Origin of the sequence: Pantoea sp. USMM079 (assembly GCF_037153115.1) — a bacterium.
Taxonomy (GTDB): Bacteria; Pseudomonadota; Gammaproteobacteria; order Enterobacterales; family Enterobacteriaceae; genus Pantoea; species Pantoea communis.
Map to the genome: position 1 here is coordinate 211,814 of NZ_JBBCKX010000002.1, position 23,460 is coordinate 235,273.

Genomic DNA, 23,460 nt, shown 5'->3' on the forward strand with positions numbered 1-23,460 from the left:
ACTATTTAAACGCGGCAATCTGCTGACCGATCAGCTCAACAGCATCGACATTGCGCAGGGATGGATTGAGTGACATCGCTGGCACGATCACGATATGACCCTGTTTGACCGCACTCATTTCGCGTGTAACGGGATCGCTGGTGAGAAAAGCCTGTTTTATGGCGACATCATCGGCTGGATACAGCCTTCTATCCATGCTGGCGATGACGATGATATCGGGCTGAGACTGTGCGATATGTTCCCAACTCACGGCGGGCCATTCATCGGTGGAATCAATGATATTTTTGAGGCCTAGAGTCTGATTGATCCAGCCCGGCGCACCATCACTGCCTGCGATCCACGGATCGCCTTTAAGGCGTGTGCTTGAGAACCAATACACCACCTTAAGGGGTTTGCTGGTGTGAAGCGCCGCCTGTTGTTGTGCCTGAGCGATTCGTGCAGATAACTTCTCCTTTAAGGCCTCGCCACGCTCCGTCACATCGAAGATGTCGGCAAGCGCGGTGATTTCATCATAAATCACCTCAATCGAGTAAGGTTTCACGCGCGCACCGTCGCCGTTTGAAGTGGCGGTGACCGATTTGCCCTGACAATCAGCAGGTGAAATCCAGGTTTTGATGCCCAGTTGTTCGAATTGATCGCGAGTAGCGACTTCACCCTGAGGCCCAACATGCCAACTGTACTGCGCCAAAACCAAATCAGGTTTTTGCGCGACGACGGCTTCAAACCCCGGTGAGTTGTCCGCGAGGCGTTTAATACCATTGCCAGCCTGTGCTAATTCAGAGGTGAGAGGGCCGAACCAGACGGCGGTTCCCGCGATTTTACTCTCCAGGCCAAGTGCCAGAAGGAGTTCTGTTTCATGCTGACCAATGGTCACCACGCGTGCAGGTGGTCGTGAAAAGGTTTCCGTTTTACCGCAGTTTTCAATGTTGAGTGGAAAGGCAGAAGCCAGTGCGGCTGAACTGCTGAATACCATTATGAGTGCTAAAAGGCGGGTCGAAAAAGTGCGCATGATTTACCGATTACGTAGTGTTATGTTATAACGTAACATAATGGCAAGTCTGATGTATTCATGTCAATTGATTCTGATACCCATTGTGAGTGTTAAGTGTTAAGGCTGTTGAAGCGAAGTCCGTGGCCCGGACTTCACTCTGATCTTAACCCGGACCATCACTTCCTGCCGCCAGCAGAGGCACCACCACATCACTGATCGGTGTCGCGATGCCTTGTGCTTTACCGCGTCGCTGCACCACGCCATTACGGATGTCCCACTCAAGCGGGCGATTGGCCTGACGATCCGCCAGGATCGAGGTGCCTAAATCTGCCGGGGCGCGATGGAAGCCAGCCATAATTTCCTGCGGCACGTTGTCGCTCAGATTGGCGCCTTCCGCACGCGCCACAGTCATACACTCCCGCAGATAGGCCAGACCCAGCTCGGTGATATCTTCGCGCTGAAACATCCCGGCGCGGCGATTGGCGAGCACCATTAAACCGGCGACGGCGTTTTGCAACAGTTTGCGCCAGGCAATGGTGAGGAAATCTGCCTCCAATTCGACCGCACAGCGCGAGTCTTGCAGTGCTTGCACAATACGCTGTGCTGGCGCGACGTCGGGCACAGTCAGGCGCGGCTTCGCGCGTAACCACACCGAGGCATCAGGCTCGCGCTGAGCCGGGAACCACACCACAGAAGGCAGTACCGTTGCGCCATTGACTAATGGAGACAGCTGTTCAACTTGCTCCACGCCATTTTGCAGCGCGCACACCACCGTATTCTCATCGCACAACACCGCCAGCCAGGGTGCAATTTCCGCCACCTGGGTGGTTTTGACCGCCACAAACACCAAATCAAAGGGCCTGGCGATTGCTTCAGGATTGCTCAGCACCGGGCCAGGCACCACAACCTCACCGTCTCCGTGGCGCAGCAGCAATTGTGTATGTGTCGTACGCCCACACAGTGTTGGCGTGCGATTCATTTCATGCAGCGCGGCAGCCACAGTGGTGCCGATGGCGCCGGGTCCGACAAGGGCGATGGTTGGAAACTCAGTCATGCAGCTATTCTCCTGTTTATCCAGTGCTGCCCTCAGGGTCAGCGAAAACTCTCTATTACAGCCTGGCATTGTGACTGAATGATGTGCGTTCCATCGGCCAGATAGAAAAATCATAGCGCGGGATAATCACTCAACGCCTGCCTTGAAAGGGCGAATTACAGCAGGGCAATCTGTTTCTGTTGTAGCAGTTGCTGCATCTCAGCATCAGGTTCTCCATCAACAATCAGTGTGCTGGCCAGTGACAGATCGCCAATGGCGAACGCCGATGCTGAGTTGAGTTTCTCTTTAGAGACCATCACCACCGTTTCCGCCGCACGCGCCGCCAGTGCACGTTTCACACCGGCTTCTTCGTAATTACCCGTGGTTAACCCTGCGGTTTTGTGTACTCCGGTGACGCCCATAAAGAACAGGTCTGCATTGATGTGTGCAATGGCTTCGATCACCGCTGATCCCACGGCAACCACCGAGTGACGATACAGTTGGCCGCCAATCAGAATCACCTCAACCAGAGGAAAATCAACCAGGGCGACGGCAATACTCGGACTGTGGGTCACCACGGTAAAAGCCAGTTCTTTGGGCAGCAGTTGCACCATTTCCGCTGTGGTTGTACCGCCATCAATGATCACCACCTGACCCGGTTGAATCAGTTGCACCGCTTTTTGCGCGATCAGGCGCTTGGAACTGATTTGCACGTTTTTGCGTGTTTCAAAAGGGGCAATAGCAGCAGAAACCGGCAGCGCACCCCCGTGGACACGTTGCAGTAATCCTTCGCTGGCCAACTCCCTTAAGTCACGGCGAATCGAGTCCTCAGAGACGCTAAAGCGCTGGCTAAGCTCGCTAGACATCACTTGCTGCTCATCGGCAAGAATCGTCAATATCTGCTGTTTACGTTGACTGGAAAGCATAATTTTCTCATTCGTGTTTTTTCTTGTATGTGCACGATTATGCATGATAACGTCTGTTTTGTCAGCCATCGGGAGACCAAACATGCAGCATAAAGTGCGCAATATTCGTGAGCAGTTGTTATCCGACAACTGGTACACCTTAAAAAAATACACCTTCGATTTACAGCGTGCCGACGGCAGTTGGCAACAGCAAAGCCGCGAAGCTTACGACCGTGGCAATGGTGCGGTGATTCTACTTTATAACCGCCATAAACAGACAGTCGTCCTGACACGGCAATTCCGCTTTCCCATCTTTATCCATGGGCATGATGGCTTTTTGATCGAGGCCGCAGCCGGTTTGCTGGATAACGCCTCGCCGGAAACGCGCATTATTGCCGAGGCAGAAGAAGAAACTGGTTACACTGTCACAAATATTGAGAAGGTGATGGAGGCTTATATGAGCCCGGGTTCGGTGACGGAGAAGTTGTTTTTCTTTATCGCGGAATATCACGATGGCGACCGAAAGCATGCTGGCGGCGGTCTGGAGGAAGAGGGGGAAGATATCGAAGTACTGGAGTGGCCTTTCGCACGCGCGATGGCGGCGGTTCGTCACGGTGAAATCCAGGATGCTAAGACCATTATGTTGCTGCAACACCTGGCGTTAAACAGACAATTTGAGGAGCACGCGCAATGATGATTTTGATTGCAGGCCCGGTTCGCAGTGGTACAGATGGCGACAGGCAACTGATCGAGCGAAACATGCAGAAACTCGATCAAATGGCGTTACAGGTTTATCAAAAAGGTCACACGCCCGTGATTGGGGAATGGCTGGCGTTACCGCTCGCCAGCGCGGCGGGTTCACAGCGGATTGGGGATGAAATCAGTGAAGCGTTCCTCTATCCCGTTGCGCATCGTCTTATTCAAAGCTGTAATGCCGTTTTACGCATGCCCGGCGCCTCAACGGGTGCGGATAAGGATGTGCAAGTCGCCAGGGCTTTGGGGCTGAGTATATTCAGCGATATCGATGAGATTCCAGCGGTACAGAGATAAACAGGAAACTTATAGACTGGCACTGCTGTCTGTAACTCATCGGTGTACCTACATTGGGTGATGAGCGATGAACTCGGTTCTGTTGATAGAAGATGACCTCAGGCTGGCAGGAATGATTCTGCCGTATCTGACGCAGTATGAATTCAAGGTTGAACACAGTGCCAGTTCGCAGGACGCGCAGTTAAAAATGAAGCAGCACGCTTACGATGTGGTGCTGTTAGACCTGATGCTAGGTGATGCTGACGGTCTGGCGCTTTGCCGTGACATTCGTAGCCAGTGTTTGCATGAACCCGCCATCATTATGGTGACGGGGCGAGGCGACCCTGCAGACAGGATTATCGGGCTAGAAGTCGGTGCAGATGATTACTTACCAAAACCTTTTGAGCCCCGAGAATTGCTGGCGCGCATGCGTGCGGTGCTGCGACGTATTAAGTCGGGCAACGGAGTTCGTGAAACAGGTTTAATTCGTTCTGGCTCACTGGAAATTGATACTGCTGCGCGCACGGTCATGTTGAACCAGAATACCTGTTCTCTGACCTCATTGCAGTTTGACCTGTTAGTTTCATTAGCCCGGAATGCCGGCAGGGTGTTGAACCGGGAACAGATTTGGCAGTCAGTCCGTGGTGAAAGCTATGAAAGTTTTGACCGTGCGATTGACGTGCACATTGGCCGCATTCGTCAAATGATTGAAGACGATCCACGTGTGCCAAAACGTATTATCACCGTACGTGGTGTGGGCTATGTATTTTCGGTGTTGCCTGGTGCATGAAGCGCATCACCGATTTACCCATTCATTTGCAAATTTTCACCGCCTTCAGCTGCGCGCTGTTGCTGGTTGTGGCATGTACTATTGCGCTCTGGTTATGGAGTGATGATAACAACCGCCATATCGACGCCTTCGCCACCTTTTCCGGGCTAGTGGAGAAAAATTTACCCCCTGCGACCGCTTCTCCTGAGGTGCAATCCGCCGCCATTGACCAATGGATCGCACGAGCTCATACACGCTTTGCGCTATTCGCTGCCGATGGCACGCCATTGAGCCGTCCGCTGAGTCCTCCGCTGGCGTTTCCAAAACGTGTCGTACATGGTGGGTTGTTTGATGATTGGTACGGGATGCGCTTTGTCTGGCAGCTTAAAGATAAACGCGTATTGGTCATTCAGTTCAGTAGTGACCGGCAGAAGCGTCCGTGGTTTTTTATCCTGATGCTGTTGCTGCTCGCGGCCAGCGTTGCACTGATCTCTTTCCCAGTCATCCGGCGTTTAACGGCACGACTGGAATCCCTTCAGCGCAGTGTTGAATCGCTGGGTAAAGGGGATCTTCGAACACGCATGCCTGTGGCCGGACGAGACGAAGTCGCGCAGTTAGTCGAGAGCTTTAACCGTTCTGCCACCCAGATCGAACAACTGGTGCAATCGCAAAAAACCATGTTGGCCAATGCCTCACACGAACTACGCTCGCCTTTGATGCGAATTCAAATGGCAGCAGCACTGCTAGAGCAAACTGATTCTGCTCCAGGACGTGAATTACAACGCAGCGTGGGGGAATTAGATGCTCTTGTAGAAGAAATTCTCACATTAAGCCGCCTGGAGTTATCGCCCAATGTGATCAACGGTGAGCTGAAATGTGTTGATGTTACAGCCATTGCTGCTGAAGAGTGCGCGCGTGCGCAGGTTGAATTGAACGCCGCACATATCGTTGCTGAAGTCGATGCGCGATTGTTGCGGCGTCTCCTGCGAAATTTGATCGAAAACGCGGTGCATTACGCCGGACGTAATATTCAGGTCGAACTCAATGACAACGGTGATGGTCACTTTATCCTACAAGTAAAAGATCGTGGGCCAGGGATCCCGGAAGCGGAACATGCGCAGGTCTTTGAGCCGTTCTATCGTTTAAGCCGAAGTGGTAACGGCTCCGGCTTAGGTCTCGCATTAGTCCGCTCAATCACCGTATACCATGCAGGCAGTATCACACTGAGGAATCGTGCTGGGGGCGGTGCCTGTTTTAATGTACGCATTCCGCTCGCTGTTACATAACTTTACCGGGGATAAAAACAGGATTTACAAGGGAGTGTTGCAATCATTGGGCTTAACTCACGCCCTATTGCAACCAAAGGATGAATTTGATGCGCTTCACTCTTGCTCAACCTGTGACGCTATTATGCCTGCTCTCTTTATCGCCGATATCTGCTGTAGCCGCAGATGATCACCGTGAATTCTCTGGCTACATAGGGGGTGGTGTTGGCGCGAAGCCAAACTATTCAGGTGCTAAAGACAATAAAACGGAGTTCATTCCTGCGTTCAAACTGGCATACGGTCCTTTATTCGTCGGCGGGGTCGATGATCTGGTTGCATTAGGCTGGAATGTCGTGAAAACCGAACACTGGACTTTCGCGCTGGGCGCGGGGACGGATATCTCACCACGGGAGGAATCCGATGATGAACATCTGCGTGGGCTTGGCAATATTGATGTAACGCCACGCGCCTTCACCTCTGCCACTTACGAAAACGACTGGTTCAAAGGCGGAATCATCGCCACTCAAGATATTGGCGGTAATCAGCAGGGTTTCAAACTTTCCTCGTATGCGCATCTGCAATGGCATCCAATGGACAATCTGCGCCTTTACACGGGCCCGACGCTAAGTTGGGCTGACAGTAATTATCTGCAAACGCAGTATGGAGTTACAGCAGCACAGTCCGCGCGCAGCGGCCTGTCCCGTTACACGGCTGATGCCGGTATTGAGAAGATTGGCTGGGATGTCGGCATGGATTATGAAGTGACGCCATCCTGGCTGTTAGGTGCGCGCGTCAGTGCACAACGACTGCAGGCAGATGCTGCCGAGAGTCCGGTCACTCAGCAAGCCAGCCAGGTAACCGGTGTTTTATTTCTGGCATGGCGGTTTTAAACAGTGGGATAGAGTTAATAATCAACAAAAAGTTGATCAGTGATGTATGAAATGCTATTTTTCTACAAAATGTAGAAGTAATGGTGCGGAGATGTCTTCAAATACCGACGAACAATATGTCGCCGACTTAATGCGCATGCTGGCTGGCGCGGTACAGGTCATCGGCAGTGTGATCCAGCGTAATGCTGAAGTCGTGCTGCACGACCTGCGTCAGCCTGAATATTCGATTGCTGAGATCGTGAATGCGGAAGTGACGGGACGTAAACGGGGTGATTCCGTTTTAGCTGGATTACGCACCGACCGGGCATTTATCAGTGCGATGGAACGCAAAGATGAAGCCATTTCCCTGCTGCTGGACTATCCCACTTTTACGCGTGAGGGCAAGCCGCTTCGCAGTAGCACTGCCATCTATCGCGATCGCCACGGAGTGCCTTTTGCCGCACTCTGCATCAACGTCGATAACGCAGACATTGAGCAGGCGCTGCGCGTGCTGCAATCCATGACTGCAATGGGTCAACCCGATGTGCAGATCTCTGCAGCCGAACCGGCAGCGGAAACCCAGAGTGACACTATCGAAGATTTGATGAGCGATATCATCAACACCACCTCCGCACAGCATCCCGGAAACAATCGCAATGACACCAAGCGGGCCAATCTGCTCGCGGTGAAGCATATGCAGGAGAAAGGGCTGTTTCTGATTAAAGGTGGAGTTGAGAAAGCCGCTGCGGCGCTCGGCGTAACGCGTTACACCATCTACAACTATCTGGATGAAATCAAAAATGAAAACAGTTGAGTCGCTGAGCATTAAAACGCCGTTGCTCGAATCTTTGCCGCTCAGCCAACGCAATCAAACCCGTGTGTGGCTGAAGATGGAAGCGATGCAGCCCTCTGGTTCCTTCAAAATACGCGGTATCGGATTTGCCTGTCAGCAGCATGCGGCGCGCGGGGTGAAGCGATTTATCTCTTCATCGGGCGGAAACGCAGGATTGGCGGTGGCCTATGCAGGTCGTCAATTGGGTGTACCGGCAGTGGTGGTGGTTCCGGAATCGACGTCTCAACATGCGCTACATTTGCTGGCGCTGGAAGGTGCAGAGGTGAAAGTCCACGGTAAAACCTGGGCGGATGCCAATCAACTGGCGCAGTCGCTGGTGACCGAACAGGACGCATTTATCCATCCTTTTGATGATGCATTGCTGTGGCAGGGCATTGCGGGGTTGATCGATGAAGTCGTGAAAGAAGGTTTGCGTCCTGATGCTGTGGTGCTCTCGGTGGGCGGCGGCAGTTTATTGTCCGGGGTTGATCAAGGATTAACGCAGCACGGATTACACCAGGTGCCGATTTATATCGCTGAAACGACAGGCATGGCGTCTTATCACGCGGCGCTGGCTGCAGGATATCCCATTGCGGTGGAAAATCTCAGCGGTATCGCGACGTCATTGGGGGCGCGTCAGGTGTGCCAGCGCGCGTTTGATGTCAGTAAAACCCGTCAGCTGGTGGCTACACGCGTCAGCGATCGGGAGGCCGTTGATGCCTGTCTGGCGTTTCTTGATGACCATCGCACGTTGGTCGAACCGGCATGTGGCGCGGCACTGGCAGTGCTTTACGGAAAAAAACTACCGTTGGCGGATGTGGAAAACGTGCTGGTTATCGTCTGCGGCGGTTCCACGGCAACCCTCAGCACGTTGCAAGCATTTAAGTGATTATTGGAGTCGAGATGATGGAAAGAACCTATTACTTAAGCGATCTGCTGGAGATGGATACGGAAGTATTGCGTTGTGAAGCGCAGGAGGATGGCCGGTTTCGTGTGCAACTGGTGGCGACCCTGTTCCATCCGCAAGGCGGCGGGCAACCCGCTGACCAGGGTACGATAGGTGAGGCGACGGTGTTACAGCTCATCCAGCAAGAGGGTGAGTTAATCCATATCACTGACCGCGAAGTGGCGCTGGGCTGCGTGCATATCCAAATTGATGCGGCACTGCGTAAGCTGCACACGCGTTACCATTCTGCGGGGCATCTGATTGCTTACGCCGGAGAGAAGTTTGGCTGGTTAGGTTATAAAGGCGATCATCGGCCCGGCAATGGACGTATCGTTTTTAAACCACAGGGCGAACCGCAAGCCGTTGATGAAGCGATCATCGCTGAGGGTGTCGATGCGCTGGTGGCGCAAGATTTAGCGCGCGTGCTGCGGGATGACGCCGGACGCAGAATGGTCAGTTGGGGCGATCTCACACCTTACGCCTGCGGTGGCACGCATGTGCAACGCACCGGAGACGTTGGCGATATCGTCATTACCCGAGTGAAAGAGAAGAAGGGCGAACTTTCGGTGCAGTATGAAGTGCGGGATTGATGAGCAGGCGGATTAACGCCTGCACTGCGCTACTTAAATTCATCTATTTTTAATTGTGCGAAAGCCTGATCAACATCGCTATAAGCTTGTGAGGTGGTATAAGTGCCAGACAGCTGCCAATAAAAAACCGGAGCGCCAGGTTCTTCGCTGCTTTCCGCTACCCGATAGCGAGAGAATTTTATTTGCGCGGCTTCAGTCAGATCATCATTATCCTGATTTGACGAGAATTTCATCGCGCGGATCAGGTAATAAACGCCCTGGATATTGTGCAGTTCAAAACCAATGATTTTGTCAGAGGAACCCGCAAGACGAAAATCAGACCAGGTAAAACCATCATCATCCGGAACCGGTAAAATAAACCAGTTGCCGTTTTTATTGATGAAGGCAGATAGCGTCTGGCTGGGATGCGAGGTGTTATTGTCAAAGGTCGCAGAGACCAGCAAATCCGGTACGCCATCCTGATTAAGGTCGATATTATTCACCCCTGCCAGCAACCCGACCCGCGTAGCACCCTGCGCACCGAAAACGGTACATAATGACAGAACGATAAACGCGAAAGTTTTTAATTTCACTGCACGCTTTCCTTACTGGTTAAGACAATATCAGGGATTAACACCTGAATATTGAAAGACAGCATGGGATTGCTGCCTGATGGCCATCATGGCGTATTTTAAAAATTTTGCTCTCCAATCGCGCTGAATTATGGGTGTTTTTTCTGTGATGTGAAAGGGTGAACGGAATAATTAAAAGAAAAGAGATTAACCGACGAAGCGCGTCATCCATTACGCACTTCGTTAGAGGAAAACAGACTTAATGTGAACGTCTTTCCTTAACCCTCAACTCATACCTGCGCCATGCCGCCATCCACGAAGAGTTCGGTGGCATTAACAAAGCTGGAGGCATCGGATGCAAGAAACGCCACCACCTGACCAATCTCACCGGGTTCACCCAATCGGCCCAATGGCACCTGTGCGGCGAGCGCATCGAACAATCCCTGACGCTGATCTTCGGGCACTAAATCGCCCAAACCTGGCGTGCGCACCGGACCAGGGCTCACCACGTTGACACGAATTCCGCGATCTTTCACATCCAGCGCCCATGAGCGGGCAAAGTTGCGCACGGCGGCTTTACTGGCGCTATAAACACTGAATCCTGCGGTGCCCTGAACCGAAGTGGTGGACGAGGTCAAAATCACCGAGGCTTTGTCGCTTAACAGCGGCAGCGCTTTTTGCACGGTAAACAGTACGCCACGCACGTTGGTGCCAAAGATCCGGTCAAAGTGCTCTTCAGTAATCGCACCCAGTGGCAACATATCGCCGCCGCCAGCATTGGCGAACAGGATATCGAGCCGGCCCGCCTGGCGTGCAATCTGCGCATATACCGCATCCAGATCGCTCAGCACAGAAGCATCAGCGCGGATGCCGGTTGCCTGCGCGCCAATCAGCGTCACGGCGGCATCCAGTTCCGGCTGGCGACGACCGGTGATAAACACCCGTGCGCCCTGTGCTGCCAACGCCTGAGCAGACGCTAAACCAATCCCGCTGGTGCCGCCGGTGACTAATGCAATTTTACCGTTTAATGATGTGTTCATGAGTGTTCTCCCAAATGGATTTAAGTGTGTGATGACTGCGTTGCAGTGCATGGGAGGCAATGTAACCCTGCGCGGTTTGGTGATTAATGGTGTAAAATCGAAATCACTATTCCTGTACATGGATAATAAAATGGACCAGCTGTTGGCGATAAAGGCATTTGCGCGCGTGGTGGAAGCGGGGAACTTCACCCGTGCGGCCGATTCACTGGATATGCCGAATGCCACGTTGAGCAAACTGGTGCAGGAGTTAGAAGGGCATCTGGGTGTACGCCTGTTACAGCGCACCACGCGACGCGTCACCGTCACGCCTGAAGGACGAGATTATTACGATAAAGCACTGCGTATCGTGCGTGACCTGGAAGATATTGATGGCGCATTTAACGTGGTAAACGGAACGCCGCGCGGGTATCTGCGCATTGATATTGGCGGCTCAACGGCGCGTGAGGTTCTCATCCCACTGCTACCTGATTTCGTTGCGCGATTTCCTGAGATTCGCCTCGATCTCGGCGTATCAGACCGGGCTGTGGATCTGATTAGCGACAATGTCGATTGCGTGATTCGTGGCGGTCCACTGGGTGATTCATCGCTGGTGGCGCGTCATCTTGGTGATGCTGAGATGATCACCTGCGCGGCACCCGCTTATCTCAGAACTTACGGCGTGCCAGCCTATCCGCAAGAGCTTAAAAATGGCCATCGCTGGATTAGCTATTTATCTCCGCAAAGCGGGCGCGCCTTCCCGCTGCGCTTTCTGCAGGGTAATGAGAAACAGGAAATGAAAATCGAGCATCGCATTGGGATTAATGAGAGCAATGCTCATCTGGCGGCGGCCGTGGCGGGATTAGGTATCATCCAGACATTCCGTTACGCAGCGGCCGCAGATTTAGCGTCAGGCGCGCTGGTCGAAATACTGAAGGATTGGCGGCCCGCCAGCTATCCGTTTCACGTGGTTTATCCGCAAAATCGCCATCTGACCCAGCGTCTACGCGTGTTTATCGAATGGTTGCGTGAGGTATTTCCTGCGCGACTCAATGGATGACAAGCCAGAGGCGATCTGTTAACTTTTTTGTTTCTGAACTCCCTATTTTGACTACAGGCCTGCGTAAATGACACATTCAGCTGCATCTTCCCCGTCATACGAACATGGCCTGTATGCGATCTGCTGTCCGCCACCGCCTCCTGCACGCGTTGTGGTTCGCTAAGAACCGGAAGTCTTCACGCTTAAATTTCCAACGTTTGTTTTAGGAGCATTTTCATGCGTTCTTCGTCTTTGACGTCGCAAGCGGCGACGTCGGGCTTCGTGCTGCTGTGGGGCAGTGCGGCCATCTTCTCACGCCTTGGTTTGGACAATGCCTCACCCATCGCGCTATTGATTGTGCGCTTCGGTGTGGCGCTGGTTGCATTATTGCTGGTGGGCCTATTTCGGCGTCGCTGGTTACCCGATGCGGGCAGCAGAAAAACGGTGATGTTTACCGGTCTGATTTTGATTGGTGCCTATTCGGTGTGTTACTTCCAGGCGATGGCCGAGGGGGTGACGCCAGGTTTAATCGCCACCATCATGGGCATACAACCGATCCTGACCCTCTGCATCGTGGAAAGGCGCATGCAGGGCACGCGATTACTTGGATTGGTGATCGCCTTAGCAGGATTGATACTGCTGGTGTGGCGCAGTCTGGCGGCATCGCAGTTGCCGTTGAGCGGCATTGTCTTCGCTCTCGGCGCACTGCTGTGTATGACGTTTGGTGCCATCATGCAGAAAAAGGTGTCCCAGCATCCCGCGCAGGTACTGCCGCTGCAATACGCGGTGAGCCTGGCGCTGTGTGCTCTACTGCTTCCGGTTAAAGCCTTCCATATCGACTTTACGTTGCACTTCTGGATTTCCGTGCTGTTTCTTGGGGTGATGATCTCGGTGGTGGCGCAGCTGCTGCTGTATCGGCTGCTGAGTGCGGGAAGCATCGTTAACGTCACCAGTTTGTTTTATCTGGTTCCGGTGATAACGGCAGTACTGGATTACCTGTTGATAGGTAATGTGCTGCCGTGGTCGGGGATGATGGGAATGCTGGCTATTCTGCTCGGCATCATGCTGGTGTTTCGCGCACCGCGCCTGAAAACATCGGGGTAAGATCGAACAGGGCGCATCAAAATGGATGCGCCCTTTATCGTGGTTAAACCGTGCCGGTGCCGCCATCAGAACACCAAACCTGTCCCGACGTGAAGCTATTGGTGGTTTCCGCAAACGTCACATACAGCGGCGCGATTTCAGCAGGCTGACCGGGGCGACCCAGTGGCGCGGAAGCGCCAAATTGCTCCACTTTCTCCTGCGGCTGTCCGCCACACACCTGCAATGCAGTCCAGTAAGGGCCGGGTGCCACGGCGTTGACGCGGATTTGGTCTTTACCCAACTGTTTGGCTAAAGCTTTAGTAAAGGCCGCAATCGATGCTTTGGTCTGGGCATAATCCAGCAGGATGGCGCTGGGATCGTAGGCCTGCACTGACGACGTGTTAATGATCGATGAACCCGCCGGTAGGTACTCCAGCGCTGCCTTCGTTATCCAAAACATGGCATACACGTTAGTCTTAAAGGTCGCATCAAAATCTTCTGTCGTAAGGGTACGAATCGATTCATTGAACTGCTGACGGCCGGCGTTGTTGACCAAAATATCCAGACCATCGAGTTTCGTCGCCGCTTCCTTTACCAGCTGCTGGCAAAAGGCTTCGGAGCGAATATCTCCCGGTATGGCAATCGCCTTACGACCTTCCGCTTCAATCAGTTTAATCACCTCTGCCGCATCCTGTTCTTCATCGGGCAGGTAATTAATCGCCACGTCGGCACCCTCACGCGCGTAAGCAATCGCCACCGCACGACCAATCCCGGAATCGCCGCCGGTAATCAGCGCTTTACGACCGGTTAAACGACCAGTGCCACGATAGCTGGTTTCACCATGATCCGGGCGCGGTTCCATTTTTGCCGCCAGCCCAGGAAAATCCTGTAATTGTTTTTTAAAGGGAGGTGTCGGATATTGATGGGTGAGCAGCGTTTTATTAGTCAATGAACTCATCTTAATCTCCATGTTCTTCGCTAGTGATAAATTAAGCCTGGCATAAATGTGATATATGTCACGTCAAAAAATGACCAATTGAAATTTTTCAGCTTAAGCGAGGCGTTATTATGGCTGCGGCGATGGAAATAAAAGACGTGACTGGAATGAGAGGGGGAGCAGAATAAGCGCAAGACGTCAGTCATATATCGTCATTGCACTTATTCAATTGCCAGTAGAACGTATTGGCATCCTTGTCGTTGAGGCGACTAGCGCGCCCGATGCGGCTTAAGAGCCTTTGTTACTGCTTTTTCCGCCTTTTTTCCCGGCTTCGGAGGCTTTCTCGGGGTTGTCTTTAAAACTACCGCCGCCGCTGCTTTGCCCACCTTTTTTACCCGCTTCAGATGCCTTTTGTTTATCATCTGCGAAGTTACCGGAACCGCCTCTATGCTCGGCCATAAAATGCCCTCATTCATGCATTGCGATTACATAATCGTGGATAGCGTCACACGTTATGTCCAGACTGCAGAATTAAGGTTAGTGCCACTGTGAATATTAACAAGCGCGGCGGCAGCGTATAAGTGGATTATCGAGTATTTTTTTCGTATCTTATTTTTTAAGCAAATGAATTATGAAGGTTAATAATTAATATAATCGAAGCGTATTTAACGCTTCGATTATCAATAAGGCCGATTAACTCGCAGGGATTTGAGTGAAATAGGTCCCGCTGTAAGGTATGGGCAGGAAATCATGGAAGATTTGCTTTAACGTTTGCTCGGGTTCGACATCCGCGAACAGCTGAGGATAAAGCGTTTTTGCCATAAATTCCGTTGCCGCGATGTGCCATGGGCTGAGGTAAAAATTCATCCAGATGACGGCGGAGTGGCCGTTACGTAGCGCGGCTAATTCACGCAATCCGTTTTGCTGCGCGGTCAGTTGGGCGAAGCTGCTTTGCACCGCTGGCAGTGCCACTTCTGGCCCCAGCTTCAGCAAACCCTGCGCCTCGTTATCGCCAAATCCGGTGGCGAAATAATAATCCGGCTGCGCCGCGATCACCATTTCTTCACTCAAGCGACCAAACACGCCGTGCTGCGTTTTAGCCGCGATATTGTCGCCGCCCGCCGCATTTAACAGTTCGCCCAGGCTGCCGTTGATGGCGGTGACGCAACATTCATTGCGACGACCAAGATGCAGCTGCAACAACACTGAAGGCTTCGCGCCGTGATAACTGGCCAGCCGATCACGAATCACCTGCATATGTGCGTCATAAAAACGGTTAAACGCCTGCGCACGAGCCTGCTGATTCAGCACCTCGCCAAAAATATCCACGCTGCGACGGGTATTCTTCAGAAGATGCACGCGCAGATCGATTTTCACCACCGGAATATGGGCGGCTTTCAGCATACTCACCAGGCGCAGATCGGCATCATCGTAGCGCGCCAGGCTCGGCAGGATCACCACATCCGGTTTGAGCGCCAGGATCTGCTCAGGATTGATGGCATTCGGGCCGCCGGAACCGAGGGAAGGGATTTTTAACATTTGAGGGAACTGGCGCGCAAAACTGTTCCACGTCTGGCTATCGTACTTTTTCAAATCCTGAGGCCAGGCAACGATATGCTGAAAAGGATTGCCCGGTTCCAGCAACGCCAGCGTGTAGAGCATGCGACTTTCGCCCAGCACAATGCGCTGTGGATGGTCAGGGATATCCACCTGATTACCGTCAATATCCGTGACGGTTTTTGCCAGCGCGGCGCTACTCAGCACCAGTAAGAAGCAGGCCAGAACAATCAGCATTGGCCCCCAAAGGGAAGGGGCGCGCCGGGCGCCCGCTTTAACCACAGAATCAGAACTCAACGCTGGCCTCGACCATCAGGTTACGGGTTTCTCCTTCACGCACGCGCAAATTGCCGCCGCTGGAGGTGTAATAGTGCTTGTTGAACAGGTTGTTCAGATTCAGCTTAAGTTGTGTCTTTTCACCAAACAGCTGATTGTTCCAGGCGATAAAGCTGTCCGCCACCACGTAATCCGGCATCGTGAAGCTATTTTCAGGATCGCCCGCTCGCGAGCCGACATAGCGTGCGCCGCCCCCGACGCGGAAATCACCGGGAATGCCGTTGATACTGAGGTTGTGGCTGAGATAGAGCGCGCCCGAATGACGCGGTGCATTTTGCAGCCGATTGCCATTGTTAGCAGAATTTACGCCATCATCAACAATCTCAGCCTTATCGTAGCTGTAGTTAGCGCTGAGATCCCAACCCGGCAATACTTCGCCGTTTAGCTCAAACTCTGCGCCGCTGGAACGCGCTTTATCAATCGCGCGCGTGGAACCGTTAATACTGAGCGACATGTCACGCTCATCAATGCGGTACAGCGCGACGCTGGCGAACAGCTTTGGTGAGATCTGCCATTTACTGCCGACTTCCCAGGTGGTGCCCTGTTCCGGTTTACCAACGTTGCCGTCATCGTCCACATCGGTAGAGGGGGTAAAGGATTTGCTGACGCTGGTATAAAGCGAGACATCAGGGGTGATTTTATAGATCAGGCCTGCCTGAGGCAGGAATTTATTGCCTTCGCTGTTCAGTGTTTCCACCACTGGATCGAAGCCTTTGGACGCGCGCTGCTCGTAATGCTGATAGCGACCGCCAAGTACCGCAATCCACTGTTCCGTCAGTGAAATACTGTCTTTGGCGTAAACCGAACGGCTATGAATGCGGTTCAGGTTATTGGCGTTGGCGGTGTTTTCCGTGGTGCTATTGGTCACCGGTGACAGGATATCGTATTGCGGATCGGTAAAATTAAACCCGGTATTGGATTTTCCTTGATACTGATGCGCGCGATAAGTCTGGTTCATCTCATAATCTGTCCCAATCACCACATCGTGGGTCATGCCCAACAGCTGTTGTGAACCGAGCAGATCCCATGAAACGTATTTCGTTTTGTGGTTAAAGCCACGGTTAGCATCGGCACGACGCGTCACGACGCCGGTGGTGGGGTTAATGGCGGTGACGCGCACTTCATTATTGTCATATTGACGCTGATTCCAGCCAAAAGTGACGCGCGTGCTCCAGTCATCATTGAACTGCCAGTCATAGTGCGCATTAAGGGTTTTGTTGTGACCCCAGGCATGATTCGCCTTGTCGTCGAGACGATCTTTGTAGCCGATATCCAGCGGCTTGCCATTGATAAAGGCGGTGCCACGATCGTAGGGAATATCGTATTGATAATCTTCATAGCTCACGAGGAAGCTGGCTTTTTCACCGTACCACTGCAACGAAGGCGCGATCAGCGTATGTTTGTCGCTGCCAAAGTTGCGCCAGTAATCCTGATTCTGCTTTTCGGCGATCAAACGGAAAGCAAAGCCGTTGCCCAGCGGGCCGGTGATATCGACGGTGCCAGCGCCACCACCTTCGCTGGAGGAACGGCCGCTGACTTTGGTGTGCCAGTCATATTGCGGTTTTTTGCTCACCACGTTAATCACACCGCCCGGATTTTGAATGCCATAGAGCAGGGATGCCGAGCCTTTTAGCACTTCGACGCGTTCGGTGGTGGCATCGAAGTTCAGCCCCTGGCTGCTGCGAATGCCATCACGATAGATTGACCCATCAGAGTTGCTGCCAAATCCGCGACGTACAAAACCATCTTCGGTGCCTGCCAGGGTATTGCCCTCTGTGACACCACTGACAAAGCGCATCGCATCAGCGAGAGTGGCGGCCTGATAGTCTTCAAGCTGTTGTTGGGTCACCACACTCACCGATTGCGCTTCGTTCAGACGCGGCGTGAGCGTTTTGCTGGCGACGGAACTGCTGGTGGCGTTATAGCCTTGCGAGCGACTTTCCTGCGCGGACACCGTCAGGGTATTACTGCTCTCCGCTGCCAGACTGCCAGCTGCAGTGAAAACGCTGACACCGTATATGGCGGCGACAATGGCCGGATGGCATGTGGGTTTAAAAGCGAAAGTTTTGTTGTTATTCATTTAAATAAACCTGGTGTTGGTACGGAATTAATCTCGTCCATGAAACGAAGCTAGGATTAAATTATTTTCAGCAGAAAAAAGTGCATGAAATAAGCATTCTCTGTGGATCATGTGCCCTAAACTGAGATGGCGTGATGTTATTGAGAATCATTCAAGCATGAAAGAATGTAGTAGTAAACGGAAATAATGGCGTGGATACTACAGCAGGAAGAGAGTCCATTAACGCCATTTCCATTTGAGATTTAATTGTTATAAATACAACAAAAACAGTTAGATAAATAGATATCTTGCTGTAATCAAACGTTCCACCCCAAAGGAGCGATAGCGATCAGGGTGCTGGATTAAACAAGAAATATCACTACAATGCCGTGCCTAAATGGGGGACGAAATCACGCCCTGATGATAAACAGGTAAAAGATGGCCATAAATAAAATTAAAAATCGGGTTGATGTATTAGGTGAACGCTATCGCGCACGCGCTCCGTCATTATCGCTCAGCCTTCAATCCGTCGCGCGATATATCCACGATAATCGTGAGGCAATATTAGATGCCACCGCCATGGAAATAGCGGATGCGACTCATACCTCAGATGCCACCGTGGTGCGTGCCGTTCAGGCATTGGGATTTGCCGGTTTGGGTGATTTGAAAACCACGCTGAAAGCCTGGTTTGGCCCGGCGATGAATTCAGAAGAGAAGATGAGCGCCACCGTCAGCGAGCTGTCGTGTGACATTAATTCGGGGATCGATTTCGTACTGGGTGGCCATAAACGCGCCTGCGATGCCCTCTCGGAACCTCACAATCGGCAAGCGGTGGCGCAGGCTGTCGCGATGTTGATCGACGCGCGACAGGTAGCGCTGTTTGGCATTAATGCTTCAGGGATTCTGGCGGATTACAGTGCTCGGCTGTTCACGCGCATTGGCATTCCTGCCGTCACGCTCAATCGTTCGGGTATTGCCCTCGCTGAACAGTTGATCACCTTACAGCGTGGTGATGTGCTGATTATGATGGCGCAGAAATCTGCCCATAAAGAAGGGCTGACTACCCTGAAAGAGGCGAAGCGGCTGGGGATGCCGGTGATTTTGCTGACCAATGCCTTAGATTCTGCCTTTGCCAAAGAAGCGGATGTGGTTATCAATGTGCCGCGCGGTGGGGAGAATGGTCGTATGCCTCTGCATGGCACCGTGCTGGTGTGTATGGAGATGTTGATTTTGTCGGTGGCTTCAGCGACTTCATCGCGCACGGTAAAAACCATGAAACGCATTCAGGATCTCAATCGTTCACTGAAACCCACCGGTAAGAAATAGCGTTATTAATTGTCAGAGGTACTCGGCGCGGCGGGTTTGACCATTCCGCTGCGCGTGACAAGCCATACCGCCAGCACAATCAGCAATGCACCGCTTATAAAGCCCTGATTGATTTGCTCGTCCAGCACTAACCAGCCCCACAGGATGCCAAAAGGCGGAATCAGGAAGGTGACGGTGAGGGTGCGCAGGGGGCCAATATCGGCCAGCAAACGGAAATAGATGATGTAGGCCAGCGCAGTACAAATAAAGCCGACGGCCAAAATACAGGCCCAGACTTCAGGTATTTGCCAGTTCGCCGCCGGCGTTTGCGGGGCGCTGAAGGCAAAGAAAGGCAGCAGGAAAAGCGAGGCGCCCAACTGGCTACCGAACGCCACTTTCGTGGCATCAAGCCCGCCGCGCGAACCGATCCAGCGCTTGGCCAGAAAGCCGGCAAAACCGTAACAGGTGGTGGCGACCAGACAAGCCGCAATGCCAAGTATCAATGCGTGCGAGAGCACCCCTTCGCCAGTGGTGCTGATTAACATAATGCCGACAACACCGGCCACCATACCCAGCACTTTACTCACGGTCAGTTGTTCATTGAAGAACGCCGCACCAATCACGACACCCATTAACGGCGCAGTAGCGTTGAGTATTGCGGAGTAGCCTGCGGGCAGCACGCGAGCGGCAAGGCAATACATCAGGAAAGGTAATCCTGAGTTAATCACACCCAGCAACATTGCCCAACCCAGTTTGCCTTCGAAGCGACGCGGAATGCGCAGTACTGCCATCACGATGATTAAACCCAATGCGCCACATAACACGCGCAAAAAAGCCGTATTTATCGCACCCAGCGCGGGAACGGCAATACGCATAAAAAGAAAACTGGCTCCCCAGATAGCCGCCAGCAGCAAAAGTCGCAACGAGTCCGATGTTCGCATGGTTCAGATTCAATCATTAGAAAGATGGGCTGACATCATAGCAAAAATTCTTAACACTCAAAGCGATGTCGCGGTGCTATGTTACTTCGCTGGATAACAAAAAACGGCGAGGAAATGAATGCATTGGGAGTCTGAAAGGCTGCTGTATCGGCCGATTGAGCGCACGGATTTGCAGGCGCTTTTTCGCATCTATGGCGATGCACGAACACATCAATTTAACCCACGCGGGCCTTATCCAAGCCTTGATCATGCGCGAGAAGTGTTATTACGCAGAATCAAAGACCGCGCTATTCATGGTTTCGATGACTGGGTCATTATGGAGAAAAGCGATCCTCAACACGTGATTGGTTTCGGTGGCGTATTCGTCAGCGAATTCAACGGGCGCAGAACCAACAATCTGGGTTACCGTTTTGAACCGGATGCCTGGGGAAAAGGCTATGCGACAGAACTCGCGCATCGCGCTATCCGCCACGGTTTTGAAGATCTAAAACTGAAAGAAATTGTCGGTGTGGTGAGAGTAAACCACACCGCATCACGCCGCGTACTGGAAAAGGTCGGGATGACTTTCCTCGAAAGGGTGTTTAATCCGCAAGATCCGCCCGCCAGTTTGATGTTCACCATCACACGCCAACAATGGAGAGAAAGAAATGGAACAGGTCATTAGAAAACTCACTGCAGAGGATTACGCACAGTGGAAATCGCTGTGGTTGGGCTATCTCGACTTCTATGTCAGTGAGGTCACGGAAGAAGTCACCAATACGACATTTCAACGATTGGTTGCGGAAGGCGAACCGATGCATTGTCTGGTGGCGGAGGAGCAGGGAAAATTGACTGGGCTGGTGCATTTTATTTGCCATCGCAGCACCTGGACCCTGGGTGACTATTGTTACCTGCAGGATCTGTTCGTCAGCCCAGACGGGCGTAAACAAGGCACGGGTCGCGCGTTAATCGCAGCGGTGAATGCTGCCGCTGAGGCGTTGAACTGCTCGAAAGTGTATTGGATGACGCGCGAGAATAATTACCGTGCCCGGGCACTGTATGATCAGGTCGCGACGAAGACGGATTTTGTGCAATACCGTGTTGCACCCTAATCAGCAATTTCACTCACACCGCTTGTCAATTCTTCCTACCATCCTGTACCATTTGGGAATCGATCATTTCCTAAATGGTATTTCCCCTACCACAAACTCAAATCTTGATATGAGAACACGGCCAACCATGCCAACCAGGAACGATTATGTTTTCGACCTATCCGACCAAAAATTTGACCAATTAGGAAGTAACCATTTCCAATTGTAGGAGTAACGGATGAATGCCTCAGAATTAAAAATAACATCGCGCTGGTCACAACCTGTCACCAACCTGCCTGATTTTTCCCATCATTACGCCACCGTAGACGGTGTTCGCATCCACTACGTTAGCGGCGGCAACCCACAAGGTGAAACCCTGGTGCTGTTAGCCGGGTTCCCACAAAGCTGGTTTGCGTGGCGCAAGGTAATGGCTCTGCTTGGCGATCGTTACTTCATTATCGCGCCCGATCTCCCCGGTCAGGGCGATTCCGATAAGCCTTACAGCGGCTATGACACCACTTCTCTGGCAGAAAAAGTACAGGGCCTGCTGCTGCAACTGAACATCCATCACTACTATCTTGCGGCGCATGATGTTGGTGCGTGGGTGGCCTGGCCGTTTGCCCGGCGTTATGCCAATCAGATAAAAAAACTGGCACTGCTTGATGCCGGCATTCCGGGCGTGACCTTGCCGGATGCGCTGCCTGCCACGCCCGATAAGGCCTGGAAAACCTGGCATTTTGCCTTCCATCTGCTGCCGGATCTGCCTGAAGCCTTAATTGCCGGGCGCGAAGAGATCTATCTGGATTGGTTCCTGAAACGCAAAGCCGTCAGCCCAATGGTTTTTGACGCGGAAGATATGGCGGAATATGTGCGCTTGTTGCAACAGAACGGGGCATTGCGCGCAGGCATGGCGGCCTATCGCGAAGTGAGCGTCTCGGCGGAACAAAACCGTGCATGGCTGCATGATAACGGCAAACTGACGGTGCCGTTGCTGGCGATCAGTGCCGATCAGGGTTCGATCCCCGATATGGCGATTCCGCTTCAGGAGTTTGCGGCTGAGGTTTCAGGCATCAAAATCGCGCACTGCGGTCACTTCATCCCGGATGAGCAACCGCAGGCGCTGGCTGAAGCACTGCACGAGTTTTTTAGTTAGTTGCGCAGACTGGCGATCTCCACACGTTGACCACTGGCAGATGAGCGCACCATCGCTTCAATGATTTGCTGATTCTCCAGGCCAAAGCGGAAATCCGGGAAACAACCGGCTTCGCTGCTGAGGCCTTTAATCAGGTCGTAAATTTCGATCACTTTCACATCGAAGTATCCCAAGCCACCGCCTGCGAAATCGAAGCCAAAGAAGCCACCAAACTGCTCGACCTGAGAACCGGCATAAATGGTTTTAAAGCCGCGATCGTGTTTCGCATCGCCATAACGTGCAATCTTCAGTTCGTTAAAGCGCTCACCGTCCATGATGATGGTGCCTTCGGTGCCCGAGATTTCCCAGGCAATGCCGAACACTTTTCCTGCGGAGATGCGTGAAGATTCAATCACGCCACCGGCGCGGTTCTCGAAAGTGACGAGCGCCTGGAACTGATCGTCGTTTTCCACTTTCAAACGCGCCGCCTGCTTATCCGCTTGTGCGCCATACCCTGAGCCACCACCCGCCGCAGGGCGCGTGTCAATAAACAGCTGTTCCTGACCGATCACGCTCTTGATCGGCCCCATCAAATATTGCGCCACGCTCACCACGTGTGAGCCTAAGTCACCGAGTGAGCCAGACCCGGCCTGTTCGCGCGAGCAACGCCAACTCCATGGCAGCTCGGGATCGTTGAAAAATCCCTGATCGAACCAGCCACGGAAGCGTGTCGGTGTGCCGATGTCACCGCGATCGATCATCTGCTTCGCCAACTGCGCTGCCGGCGTTTTGATGTTATTGAACGCCATGATGGTTTTCACACCTGCTCGCTCAGCTTCCTGGGTCAGGGTTTGTGCTTCCTGCAACGAAACGGTGAGCGGCTTTTCGCAGTAGACGTGTTTACCTGCACGAATCGCGGCCAGCGCCATGTCGAAGTGCATGCTATTAGGCGTGGTGATATCAACAATATCGATTTCAGGGTTGTTCACCAGCGACTGCCAGTCCGCCGTGCTGTGTTGAAAACCGTAGCGTCGAGCCGCTTCTTCGGCCAGTGCGGGCGTGACATCTGCCAGCGTATGCAGAACGGGTTGCAGCGCCAGGTTACGATACAGTAAACCCGCGCGGCGCCATGCATCGGCATGTGCCTGGCCCATAAAGCCTGAACCGATCAGGCCAACATTCAGTGTTTTTCCAGCCATCAGCGG

25 protein-coding genes are annotated in these 23,460 nt (G+C 52.7%); 14 read left to right on the forward strand and 11 right to left on the reverse strand.

The window, feature by feature from the left end:
- Window position 1 precedes the first annotated feature (1 nt).
- The 3 genes from WFP70_RS05505 to WFP70_RS05515 form a co-directional block, all read right to left on the reverse strand.
- On the reverse strand, window positions 2–973 hold the full coding sequence (locus WFP70_RS05505; protein ID WP_337022873.1) for an ABC transporter substrate-binding protein: 972 nt from the start codon (window positions 971–973) through the stop codon (window positions 2–4).
- 181 nt (window positions 974–1,154) lie between these two features.
- On the reverse strand, window positions 1,155–2,045 hold the full coding sequence (locus tag WFP70_RS05510; RefSeq protein WP_337022874.1) for an oxidoreductase: 891 nt from the start codon (window positions 2,043–2,045) through the stop codon (window positions 1,155–1,157).
- Between the two features lie 155 nt (window positions 2,046–2,200).
- Window positions 2,201–2,950, reverse strand: coding sequence for a DeoR/GlpR family DNA-binding transcription regulator (locus tag WFP70_RS05515; protein WP_058961276.1), 750 nt, complete (start codon window positions 2,948–2,950; stop codon window positions 2,201–2,203).
- Window positions 2,951–3,032: 82 nt separating this feature from the next.
- Here WFP70_RS05515 and WFP70_RS05520 point away from each other — a divergent pair, with 82 nt between their 5' ends.
- The 8 genes from WFP70_RS05520 (at window position 3,033) to WFP70_RS05555 (ending at window position 9,229) form a co-directional block, all read left to right on the forward strand.
- A complete protein-coding gene (locus WFP70_RS05520) occupies window positions 3,033–3,623 on the forward strand; it encodes an NUDIX domain-containing protein (RefSeq protein ID WP_337022875.1) in 591 nt (196 codons plus the stop codon).
- Window positions 3,620–3,979 carry an NUDIX hydrolase gene (locus WFP70_RS05525; RefSeq protein WP_337022876.1) on the forward strand — a complete coding sequence of 120 codons (360 nt, stop codon included), beginning with the start codon at window positions 3,620–3,622 and terminating at the stop codon, window positions 3,977–3,979. The genes WFP70_RS05520 and WFP70_RS05525 overlap by 4 nt, the downstream gene beginning before the upstream one ends.
- Window positions 3,980–4,046: 67 nt before the next feature.
- Complete coding sequence (locus tag WFP70_RS05530; RefSeq protein WP_337022877.1) at window positions 4,047–4,748, forward strand: response regulator transcription factor; 702 nt, start codon at window positions 4,047–4,049, stop codon at window positions 4,746–4,748.
- Window positions 4,745–6,013, forward strand: coding sequence for a sensor histidine kinase (locus tag WFP70_RS05535; protein WP_337022878.1), 1,269 nt, complete (start codon window positions 4,745–4,747; stop codon window positions 6,011–6,013). The genes WFP70_RS05530 and WFP70_RS05535 overlap by 4 nt, the downstream gene beginning before the upstream one ends.
- 89 nt (window positions 6,014–6,102) lie before the next feature.
- Window positions 6,103–6,882, forward strand: coding sequence for a MipA/OmpV family protein (locus WFP70_RS05540; RefSeq protein WP_337022879.1), 780 nt, complete (start codon window positions 6,103–6,105; stop codon window positions 6,880–6,882).
- A gap of 91 nt (window positions 6,883–6,973) precedes the next feature.
- Entirely contained in the window at window positions 6,974–7,675 is a 702-nt protein-coding gene (locus tag WFP70_RS05545; protein WP_337022880.1) for a helix-turn-helix transcriptional regulator, read from the forward strand.
- A complete protein-coding gene (locus WFP70_RS05550) occupies window positions 7,662–8,582 on the forward strand; it encodes a pyridoxal-phosphate dependent enzyme (RefSeq protein ID WP_337022881.1) in 921 nt (306 codons plus the stop codon). Before WFP70_RS05545 ends, WFP70_RS05550 begins: the two co-directional genes overlap by 14 nt.
- Before the next feature lie 14 nt (window positions 8,583–8,596).
- The gene (locus tag WFP70_RS05555; RefSeq protein WP_337022882.1) at window positions 8,597–9,229 is read left to right on the forward strand and encodes an alanyl-tRNA editing protein; all 633 of its coding nucleotides are present in this window, start codon (window positions 8,597–8,599) and stop codon (window positions 9,227–9,229) included.
- Between the two features lie 29 nt (window positions 9,230–9,258).
- Here the strand turns inward: WFP70_RS05555 and WFP70_RS05560 are convergent, their stop codons facing one another.
- A complete protein-coding gene (locus WFP70_RS05560; protein ID WP_337022883.1) occupies window positions 9,259–9,801 on the reverse strand; it encodes a carbapenem self-resistance protein CarG family protein in 543 nt (180 codons plus the stop codon).
- 269 nt (window positions 9,802–10,070) lie between these two features.
- Window positions 10,071–10,820, reverse strand: a complete 750-nt coding sequence (locus WFP70_RS05565) for an SDR family oxidoreductase (RefSeq protein WP_337022884.1) — start codon at window positions 10,818–10,820, stop codon at window positions 10,071–10,073.
- Window positions 10,821–10,950: 130 nt separating this feature from the next.
- Here WFP70_RS05565 and WFP70_RS05570 point away from each other — a divergent pair, with 130 nt between their 5' ends.
- Complete coding sequence (locus WFP70_RS05570) at window positions 10,951–11,856, forward strand: LysR family transcriptional regulator (RefSeq protein ID WP_337022885.1); 906 nt, start codon at window positions 10,951–10,953, stop codon at window positions 11,854–11,856.
- Window positions 11,857–12,066: 210 nt separating this feature from the next.
- Window positions 12,067–12,939 (forward strand): DMT family transporter, encoded by an 873-nt coding sequence (locus WFP70_RS05575; protein WP_337023039.1) that lies wholly within the window; start codon window positions 12,067–12,069, stop codon window positions 12,937–12,939.
- Between the two features lie 43 nt (window positions 12,940–12,982).
- Here the strand turns inward: WFP70_RS05575 and WFP70_RS05580 are convergent, their stop codons facing one another.
- From WFP70_RS05580 to WFP70_RS05595, 4 genes are all read right to left on the reverse strand, one after another.
- A complete protein-coding gene (locus tag WFP70_RS05580) occupies window positions 12,983–13,876 on the reverse strand; it encodes an SDR family oxidoreductase (protein WP_337022886.1) in 894 nt (297 codons plus the stop codon).
- Between the two features lie 267 nt (window positions 13,877–14,143).
- A complete protein-coding gene (locus WFP70_RS05585; RefSeq protein WP_034827492.1) occupies window positions 14,144–14,314 on the reverse strand; it encodes a KGG domain-containing protein in 171 nt (56 codons plus the stop codon).
- A gap of 234 nt (window positions 14,315–14,548) precedes the next feature.
- Window positions 14,549–15,649, reverse strand: coding sequence for an ABC transporter substrate-binding protein (locus WFP70_RS05590; RefSeq protein WP_337022887.1), 1,101 nt, complete (start codon window positions 15,647–15,649; stop codon window positions 14,549–14,551).
- Window positions 15,650–15,698: 49 nt separating this feature from the next.
- Window positions 15,699–17,828, reverse strand: a complete 2,130-nt coding sequence (locus tag WFP70_RS05595; RefSeq protein WP_337022888.1) for a TonB-dependent siderophore receptor — start codon at window positions 17,826–17,828, stop codon at window positions 15,699–15,701.
- 417 nt (window positions 17,829–18,245) lie between these two features.
- Here WFP70_RS05595 and WFP70_RS05600 point away from each other — a divergent pair, with 417 nt between their 5' ends.
- Entirely contained in the window at window positions 18,246–19,133 is an 888-nt protein-coding gene (locus WFP70_RS05600; RefSeq protein WP_337022889.1) for a MurR/RpiR family transcriptional regulator, read from the forward strand.
- Between the two features lie 5 nt (window positions 19,134–19,138).
- On the opposite strand, the gene WFP70_RS05605 is transcribed toward WFP70_RS05600, so the two are convergent.
- Window positions 19,139–20,053 carry a DMT family transporter gene (locus tag WFP70_RS05605; protein ID WP_160833255.1) on the reverse strand — a complete coding sequence of 305 codons (915 nt, stop codon included), beginning with the start codon at window positions 20,051–20,053 and terminating at the stop codon, window positions 19,139–19,141.
- Between the two features lie 118 nt (window positions 20,054–20,171).
- Between WFP70_RS05605 and WFP70_RS05610 the strand changes: the two genes are divergently transcribed.
- The 3 genes from WFP70_RS05610 (at window position 20,172) to WFP70_RS05620 (ending at window position 22,276) form a co-directional block, all read left to right on the forward strand.
- Window positions 20,172–20,717: a GNAT family N-acetyltransferase gene (locus WFP70_RS05610; protein WP_337022890.1), complete on the forward strand. Its 546-nt coding sequence runs from the start codon at window positions 20,172–20,174 to the stop codon at window positions 20,715–20,717.
- Complete coding sequence (locus tag WFP70_RS05615; RefSeq protein ID WP_160867775.1) at window positions 20,701–21,144, forward strand: GNAT family N-acetyltransferase; 444 nt, start codon at window positions 20,701–20,703, stop codon at window positions 21,142–21,144. The genes WFP70_RS05610 and WFP70_RS05615 overlap by 17 nt, the downstream gene beginning before the upstream one ends.
- A gap of 217 nt (window positions 21,145–21,361) precedes the next feature.
- Window positions 21,362–22,276 (forward strand): alpha/beta fold hydrolase, encoded by a 915-nt coding sequence (locus WFP70_RS05620; protein ID WP_337022891.1) that lies wholly within the window; start codon window positions 21,362–21,364, stop codon window positions 22,274–22,276.
- On the opposite strand, the gene WFP70_RS05625 is transcribed toward WFP70_RS05620, so the two are convergent.
- Window positions 22,273–23,454 (reverse strand): Gfo/Idh/MocA family protein, encoded by a 1,182-nt coding sequence (locus WFP70_RS05625; protein ID WP_337022892.1) that lies wholly within the window; start codon window positions 23,452–23,454, stop codon window positions 22,273–22,275. The genes WFP70_RS05620 and WFP70_RS05625 overlap by 4 nt on opposite strands.
- Window positions 23,455–23,460: the final 6 nt, after the last annotated feature.